The sequence below is a fragment of the Streptomyces sp. NPDC058691 genome (assembly GCF_042714775.1).
In the GTDB taxonomy this organism is placed as follows: Bacteria; Actinomycetota; Actinomycetes; order Streptomycetales; family Streptomycetaceae; genus Actinacidiphila.
Window position 1 is genome coordinate 82,298 of the sequence record NZ_JBHXSO010000038.1, and the last position, 7,210, is coordinate 89,507.

The 7,210-nt window shown below is 72.0% G+C and carries 5 protein-coding genes; 4 read left to right on the top strand and 1 reads right to left on the bottom strand.

Going from position 1 to position 7,210, the window contains the following annotated elements:
- Window positions 1-124: 124 nt before the first annotated feature.
- Window positions 125-1,306: a PucR family transcriptional regulator gene (locus tag ACFWVC_RS25435; protein ID WP_384290486.1), complete on the bottom strand. Its 1,182-nt coding sequence runs from the start codon at window positions 1,304-1,306 to the stop codon at window positions 125-127.
- A gap of 143 nt (window positions 1,307-1,449) precedes the next feature.
- Here ACFWVC_RS25435 and ACFWVC_RS25440 point away from each other — a divergent pair, with 143 nt between their 5' ends.
- The 4 genes from ACFWVC_RS25440 to ACFWVC_RS25455 all read left to right on the top strand — a co-directional run bounded on the left by ACFWVC_RS25440 (window position 1,450) and on the right by ACFWVC_RS25455 (window position 7,148).
- Window positions 1,450-2,379: a proline dehydrogenase family protein gene (locus ACFWVC_RS25440; RefSeq protein ID WP_384290489.1), complete on the top strand. Its 930-nt coding sequence runs from the start codon at window positions 1,450-1,452 to the stop codon at window positions 2,377-2,379.
- Window positions 2,380-2,416: 37 nt separating this feature from the next.
- Window positions 2,417-4,048, top strand: a complete 1,632-nt coding sequence (gene pruA, locus ACFWVC_RS25445) for an L-glutamate gamma-semialdehyde dehydrogenase (protein ID WP_384290491.1) — start codon at window positions 2,417-2,419, stop codon at window positions 4,046-4,048.
- Between the two features lie 767 nt (window positions 4,049-4,815).
- Entirely contained in the window at window positions 4,816-5,853 is a 1,038-nt protein-coding gene (locus ACFWVC_RS25450) for a 3-isopropylmalate dehydrogenase (RefSeq protein ID WP_384290494.1), read from the top strand.
- A 206-nt stretch (window positions 5,854-6,059) separates the two neighbouring features.
- Entirely contained in the window at window positions 6,060-7,148 is a 1,089-nt protein-coding gene (locus ACFWVC_RS25455; RefSeq protein WP_384290496.1) for a branched-chain amino acid aminotransferase, read from the top strand.
- Window positions 7,149-7,210: the final 62 nt, after the last annotated feature.

Genomic DNA, 7,210 nt, shown 5'->3' on the forward strand with positions numbered 1-7,210 from the left:
TTGTCCCGCCGTCCGCCGCGCCGGGCGCGGGGCTCCGCCCGCGTCCACCCTGCGTTGATCAAGCCCCCTGGGCCCAGGCCCCGCGCCACGTTACTTGTGCCCCCTTCGGTCGGCAACAGTCCGGTCAGTCGCCGAGGCGTGCCGCTTTGAGGGCCATGTGGAGCAGCAGGCGGTCCTCGCCGTCGTCCAGGTCGAGCCCGGTGAGCCCCTCGATGCGCGACAGCCGGTAGTACAGGGTCTGCCGGTGGATCCGCAGCTCACCGGCGGCGCGCCCGGCCTGGCCCGCGCAGTCGAGGAACACCTCCGCGGTGCGCGCGAGTTCGGCGTGCGCGGCTTCCAGCAGCGGCCGCACGGCCGGGTCGACCGCGCCGGCCGGCAGCGTGGCGAGCGTTCGGTACGGGCCGATCGCGCCCCATTCGGCGACCGGGCCGAGTCGTGGCTGGGCCCGGGCCGCCCGGGCCGCCGCCACGGCTTCGTGCCAGGCGCCGGGCAGCGCGTCCAGCCCGTGGCGGGGCGCGCTGACCCCGGCCCGTGCGGCCGGGGCCGCCGGCTTCGCGCCGTTGCCCTCCAGCAGCCGGCCGGCGGCGCTCACGGCGGGGGCGGTGACCGATGCCGACCTCAGCCGTACGAGCGCCGCGAGAGCGGGCAGCGGGATGCCCTCGATGTCGCCCGGAGGGAGTACGCACAAGGCCGCCGCACCCGGCACGGTCCGTGGCCCCGGCGCCTCGGCGCCGGCTGCGTCGTCGGATCGCCACGGCAGCACACACACCAGCGCGTGCACCTCGTCCGCGTCGGGGCCGAGCGCCGCCCGCAACTCCTCGCGGGCGCCGTCCCGTCCGCGGCCGGGCCGGGCGGTGAGCAGGGCGGCCAGGGCGCGGCCGGCGTCGGCGCCCGCGCGGGACTCGGCGGCCAGCAGCGCGCCGATCCGGGCGGCCACCTCCATGGCGGCGGCCAGTTGCGCGGCGGTGTGCCCCGCGCTGTCCAGCAGCCAGACGTAGCCGTGCACGACGCCGCCGTGCCGGGCCGGCAGGCAGAGCCGGGGCCGGAAGACCCCGGCGTCGGTCGCGGCGGGGATGTGGACGGGACCGGTGGCGCGGGCGATGCCGAACCGCTCGAACCAGGCGCGGACCTCGGCCGTGGAGCGCCGGGTCAGGATGGAGCGGGTGCGGACCGGGTCCATCACCGTGTCGTCCTCGCTGTCGTGCGCACCGAAGGCGATCAGCCTGAAGTCCCGGTCCTCCAGGGTGGCGGGGGCGCCGAGCAGCGCCGACACCTCGTCGACCAGCTCCTGGTAGTCACCACGCACGCCGCCATTCTCCCTCATACATCTGTATGAGGGACGCCGTTCGGACGCGTGACAGGTGTCGATGGCAACCGGGGTAGGCGGATCCTAGATTTCACGGACGACGCTGCCTGCTCCCTGGGCGGCCCTTGCTCCAGGAGGACACCGTGCTGGGTCCCGTACTGCTCGCCGCCTCGCGCAGCGACCGTATGCGCCGCGTCGTCGCGGGCGCGCCGATCACCCGTCCGGTGGTCAACCGCTTCATCGCGGGTGACGAGCTGGCGCCCGCCATGGAGACCGTACGGTCCCTGACCTCCTCCGGCCTGGAGGTCACCCTCGACCACCTGGGCGAGGACGTCACCGACAAGGCGACGGCCCTGGCGACCCGGGACGCCTACCTGCGGCTGCTGGAGGCGCTGCGCCAGGAGGGCGCCGGCACCCGCGCCGAGGTCTCCGTCAAGCTCTCCGCCTTCGGCCAGGCGCTGCCGGCCGGTGGTCACGACATCGCCCTGGAGAACGTCCGCCCGGTCGCCGAGCTGGCGAGCGAGATCGGCACCACCGTCACGCTCGACATGGAGGACCACACCACGGTCGACTCCACCCTGGCGATCCTCGCCGAGCTGCGCGAGCGCCACCCGGGCACGGGCGCGGTGCTGCAGTCCTACCTCTTCCGCACCGAGGAGGACGCCCGCCGCCTCGCCGTCGCCGGCTCCCGGGTCCGCCTGGTCAAGGGCGCCTACAAGGAGCCCGCCTCCGTCGCCCTCCAGGACAAGACCGAGGTCGACCGGGCCTACGTGCGCTGCCTGAAGATCCTGATGGCGGGCGACGGTTACCCGATGGTCGGTTCCCACGACCCGCGGCTGATCGCCATCGCCCAGGAGCTGGCCCACCGGGCCGGCCGCAAGCAGGGCTCCTACGAGTTCCAGATGCTCTACGGCATCCGCACCGCCGAGCAGCGGCGGCTGGCGGAGGACGGCGAGCGCATGCGCATTTACGTCCCCTACGGCGCAGACTGGTACGGGTACTTCATGCGCCGGCTCGCGGAGCGGCCGGCCAACCTGGCCTTCTTCCTGCGGTCCTTCCTCCCCACCCGCTGACTTCCCGACCCCCCAAGGACACAAGGAGATGTCTTCCATGGACGCCGTGACCCAGGTCCCCGCCCCGGTGAACGAGCCGGTGCACTCCTACGCCCCGGGGAGCCCGGAGCGGGCCCGCCTGGAGGCGAAGCTGAAGGAGCTGGCCGGGAACCCGGTCGAGCTGCCCATGACCATCGGCGGCGTGCGGCGGATGGGCGGCGGCGAGCGCTTCGACGTCGTGCAGCCGCACAACCACGGCGCCCGCCTGGGCACGTACGCCAACGCCACCCAGGACGACGCGCGCGACGCGGTCGAGGCCGCGCTGACCGCCGCTCCGGCCTGGCGCGCGATGTCCTTCGACGACCGTGCCGCGATCATCCTGCGCGCCGCCGACCTGCTGGCCGGCCCCTGGCGCGAGACGATCGCCGCCTCCACGATGCTCGGCCAGTCCAAGACCGCGCAGCAGGCCGAGATCGACAGCCCCTGCGAGCTCGTCGACTTCTGGCGCTTCAACGTGCACTTCGCCCGGCAGATCCTGGCCGAGCAGCCGATCGCCAACTCGCCCGGCGTCTGGAACCGCCTGGACCACCGCCCGCTCGAGGGCTTCGTCTACGCGATCACCCCGTTCAACTTCACCGCCATCGCCGGCAACCTGCCGACCGCGCCCGCGCTCATGGGCAACGTCGTGGTGTGGAAGCCCTCCCCGACCCAGACGCACTCCGCCGTGCTCCTGATGGAGCTGCTGGAGGAGGCCGGGCTGCCCAAGGGCGTGATCAACCTGGTCACCGGTGACGGCATCGCCGTCTCCGAGGTCGCCCTCGAGCACCCGGACCTGGCCGGCATCCACTTCACCGGCTCCACCCGGACCTTCCAGCACCTGTGGAAGACGGTCGGCGCCAACATCGAGAAGTACCGCAGCTACCCGCGGATCGTCGGCGAGACCGGCGGCAAGGACTTCGTCGTCGCCCACCCGTCCGCCGACCCGGCCGTGCTGAAGACCGCGCTGACCCGCGGCTCCTTCGAGTACCAGGGCCAGAAGTGCTCGGCCAGCTCCCGCGCCTACATCCCGCGCTCGCTCTGGGAGAACGGCTTCAAGGAGGAGTTCGCGGCGGAGGTCGACGGTCTCACCATGGGTGACGTCACCGACCTGTCCAACTTCATCGGCGCCGTCATCGACGACCGCGCCTTCGCCAAGAACAAGGCCGCCATCGACCGCGCCAAGGCCGACCCGTCGGTCGAGGTCGTCGCCGGCGGCACCTATGACGACAGCGTCGGCTGGTTCGTCCGTCCCACGGTGCTGGTCTCCGCCGACCCGGAGAACGAGATCTTCCGCGAGGAGTACTTCGGCCCGGTCCTGGGCGTGCACGTCTACGAGGACGAGAACTTCGAGGCGATGCTCGCCCAGATGGAGTCCGTCGCCTCCTACGCGCTGACCGGCTCGGTCGTCGCCCGCGACCGTGCGGCCGTGGCCGACGTCATGGCGAAGCTGCGCTTCGCGGCCGGGAACTTCTACATCAACGACAAGTCCACCGGCGCCGTCGTCGGCCAGCAGCCCTTCGGCGGCGGCCGCGCCTCCGGCACCAACGACAAGGCGGGCGCCGCGCAGAACCTGATGCGCTGGACGTCGACCCGGTCGATCAAGGAGGCCCTGGTGCCGCCGACCGACTACCGCTACCCGCACATGGGCTGAGCTCCGGCCGCCCGGTAGAGCCCGCAAGGGGCAGGGCCCGGCATCCCCCGATCGGGGGGTGCCGGGCCTTCGCCGTCTCAGATAGTAGGAAGTCCGAGTAATTGTGGAGACAGACGAGCCGTGCTGTCCTAGCTTTGTAGAAGCCGAACGTCTCGCTCCACCAGCGACCGGCGGACGAGAGCCGCGCACTCAAGGCAGGTCACCCCCTGCGGCGCCCGCTCCCCGCCCCGTTCTATGGCGACGCAACCCTCCTCTTCTTATTCCGGGAGCTGTTCACCATGGACGAGACCGCCCGCAAGAACGCCGCCGAAGCCCTGCAGCGCGCCCTCGATCGCCGTGACAACGGCGGCTCGACGGGACACGAGCAGCGATGACCGCCATCGTGCCCCGCCCCATCCGGCGCCTGCGCCGCCTCGCCTACCTGGCCGTATGCGCGATGGTGAAGTGAACCACTCGCGCGCCGCTCGCGGCGGGCGGGGAGACCACCCGCCTCGCCGCCTACCCCGGGGCCGCCGTCCCGTGTGGCCTGTGCCGCGCGCACGGGACCACTCCACCGTCTCGACGGCCCTCTGTCCGCCCTTCGCCCAGTAACACGGGCCGGATGCCGTCCGGGTCCTTTGCGTCTCCCTCGTGACTGTCGGGTGCGAGGAAGCCGCAGGGGCCCGGCCGGCGCCGCCTTGCCGGCCGCGCCGCGTCGGTGTGCCCGATGCTGTCCGCCATACGGACCGCATGTGTCATCCAGTGGACGGTCGAGTAAGGTGTCCGGCATGTCTCGCAGCATCAGCCTCGCAGTGATTCCAGGTGACGGCATCGGCCAGGAAGTCGTGGCCGAGGGCCTCAAGGTCCTGTCCGCCGTCCTTCCGCAGGACGTGAAGCTGGAGACCAAGGAGTACCTCCTCGGCGCCAAGCGCTGGCACGAGACGGGCGAGACCCTGCCCGACGCGGAGCTGGAACAGCTCAAGGGCCACGACGCCATCCTGCTGGGCGCGGTCGGCGACCCCTCCGTCCCCTCCGGCGTGCTGGAGCGCGGGCTGCTGCTGAAGCTGCGGTTCGCCTTCGACCACCACGTCAACCTCCGTCCCTCTAGGCTCTACCCGGGCGTCAAGGGACCGCTGGCGGGTGACCCGCTGATCGACTTCGTCGTGGTCCGTGAGGGCACCGAGGGCCCGTACGTCGGGAACGGCGGCTCGCTGCGCACCGGGACGCCGCACGAGGTGGCCACCGAGGTCAGCCTCAACACCGCGTTCGGCATCGAGCGGGTGGTCCGCGACGCCTACGCCCGCGCCCAGGCCCGTCCGCGCAAGAAGCTGACGCTGGTGCACAAGAACAACGTCCTCGTGCACGCCGGCCACCTGTGGAAGAACATCTTCGACAAGGTCGGCGAGGAGTACCCCGAGGTCACCACCGACTACCTGCACGTGGACGCGGCGACGATCTTCTTCGTCACCCAGCCCGAGCGCTTCGACGTGATCGTCACCGACAACCTCTTCGGTGACATCCTCACCGACCTCGCCGCCGCCGTGACCGGCGGAATCGGCCTCGCCGCCAGTGGGAACATCAACCCGGCCGGCGACTTCCCGTCGATGTTCGAGCCGGTGCACGGCTCCGCACCGGACATCGCCGGCCAGGGCAAGGCCGACCCGACCGCGACGGTCCTCTCCGTCGCCCTGCTGCTGCAGCACCTGGGCTACCACGCCGAGGCCGAGCGCATCGAGACCGCGGTCGCCGCGGACCTCGCGGAGCGCTCGGGTACGCGCGGCACCAGTGAGATCGGCGACACGCTCGCCGCGCGAGTAGCCGGCTGACCGCCGGGTCAGCCACCTCAGTCGGCCCGGACGGTCAGCGCACGATCACGACTGACCCAGACCTCTCGGGCCGCACGTGTATGTCCACGGCCCCGCCGCTGCGATAATCGGCGGTGGGGCCGCTGTGCGAGGGGAAACTCGGATGTCCTGGCACCTGGAGGACGGCGGGTGCGGTCCGCCCTGACCAGACGCGAAGGACATCACCTATGACGACGCCCACGATCGAGCTCAAGCCCTCCTCGCACCCGCTGCCGGCCGCGCAGCGCGAGGCGATCCTCAGCAACCCCGGGTTCGGCCGCCACTTCACCGACCACATGGTGACGATCCGGTGGACCGAGGGCCGGGGCTGGCACGACGCGGAGCTCGTGCCGTACGCGCCGCTGTCCATCGACCCGGCCAACATGACGCTGCACTACGCGCAGACGATCTTCGAGGGCCTGAAGGCCTACCGCCAGCCGGACGGCTCGGTCGCCACCTTCCGCCCCGAGGCGAACGCCGAGCGCTTCCAGGCCTCCGCCCGGCGCCTGGCCATGCCCGAGCTCCCGGTCGAGACCTTCATCGCCGCTTGCGACGCCCTGGTCACCCAGGACAGGGCGTGGGTGCCCAGCACCGGCGAGCAGTCGCTCTACCTGCGGCCCTTCATGTTCGCCACCGAGGTGGGCCTGGGCGTGCGGCCCGCCAACGAGTACCTCTTCATGGTCATCGCCTCTCCGGCCGGCGCCTACTTCACCGGCGGCGTCAAGCCGGTCTCCGTCTGGCTCTCCGAGGAGTACGTGCGCGCCGCACCCGGCGGCACCGGCGCGGCCAAGGCCGGCGGCAACTACGCCGCGTCCCTGGTCGCCCAGGCGCAGGCCATCGAGCACGGCTGCGACCAGGTCGTCTGGCTGGACGCGATCGAGCGCCGCTGGATCGAGGAGATGGGCGGCATGAACCTGTACTTCGTGTACGGGGACAGGATCGTCACCCCCGAGCTGACCGGCTCCCTGCTCCCCGGCATCACCCGCGCCTCGCTCCTGCGCATCGCCGAGGACCTCGGCTACGAGGTCACCGAGGGCCGCCTCTCCGTCGACGACTGGAAGAACGGCAACGCGGACGGTTCCCTGACCGAGGTCTTCGCCTGCGGCACCGCCGCGGTCATCACGCCGGTCGGTTCCGTGAAGTCCACCCGCGCGAGCTGGAGCGTCGCGGACGGGAAGTCCGGCGAGGTGACGATGAAGCTGCGCAAGGCCCTGCTGGACATCCAGACCGGGCAGGCCCCCGACCCGCACGGCTGGATGCACCCCCTCGGTGCCTGACCCCCACGGGTCGCGGGACGTCTGACGGCGGCCGCGCTCGGTCCCGGAATCTCCTCCGGGAC

Coding starts and splice junctions, on each gene's coding strand:
- pruA (WP_384290491.1), top strand. CDS start 2,417: ATGGACGCCGTGACCCAGGTCCCCGCCCCGGTGAACGAGCCGGTGCAC.
- ACFWVC_RS25450 (WP_384290494.1), top strand. CDS start 4,816: ATGTCTCGCAGCATCAGCCTCGCAGTGATTCCAGGTGACGGCATCGGC.
- ACFWVC_RS25455 (WP_384290496.1), top strand. CDS start 6,060: ATGACGACGCCCACGATCGAGCTCAAGCCCTCCTCGCACCCGCTGCCG.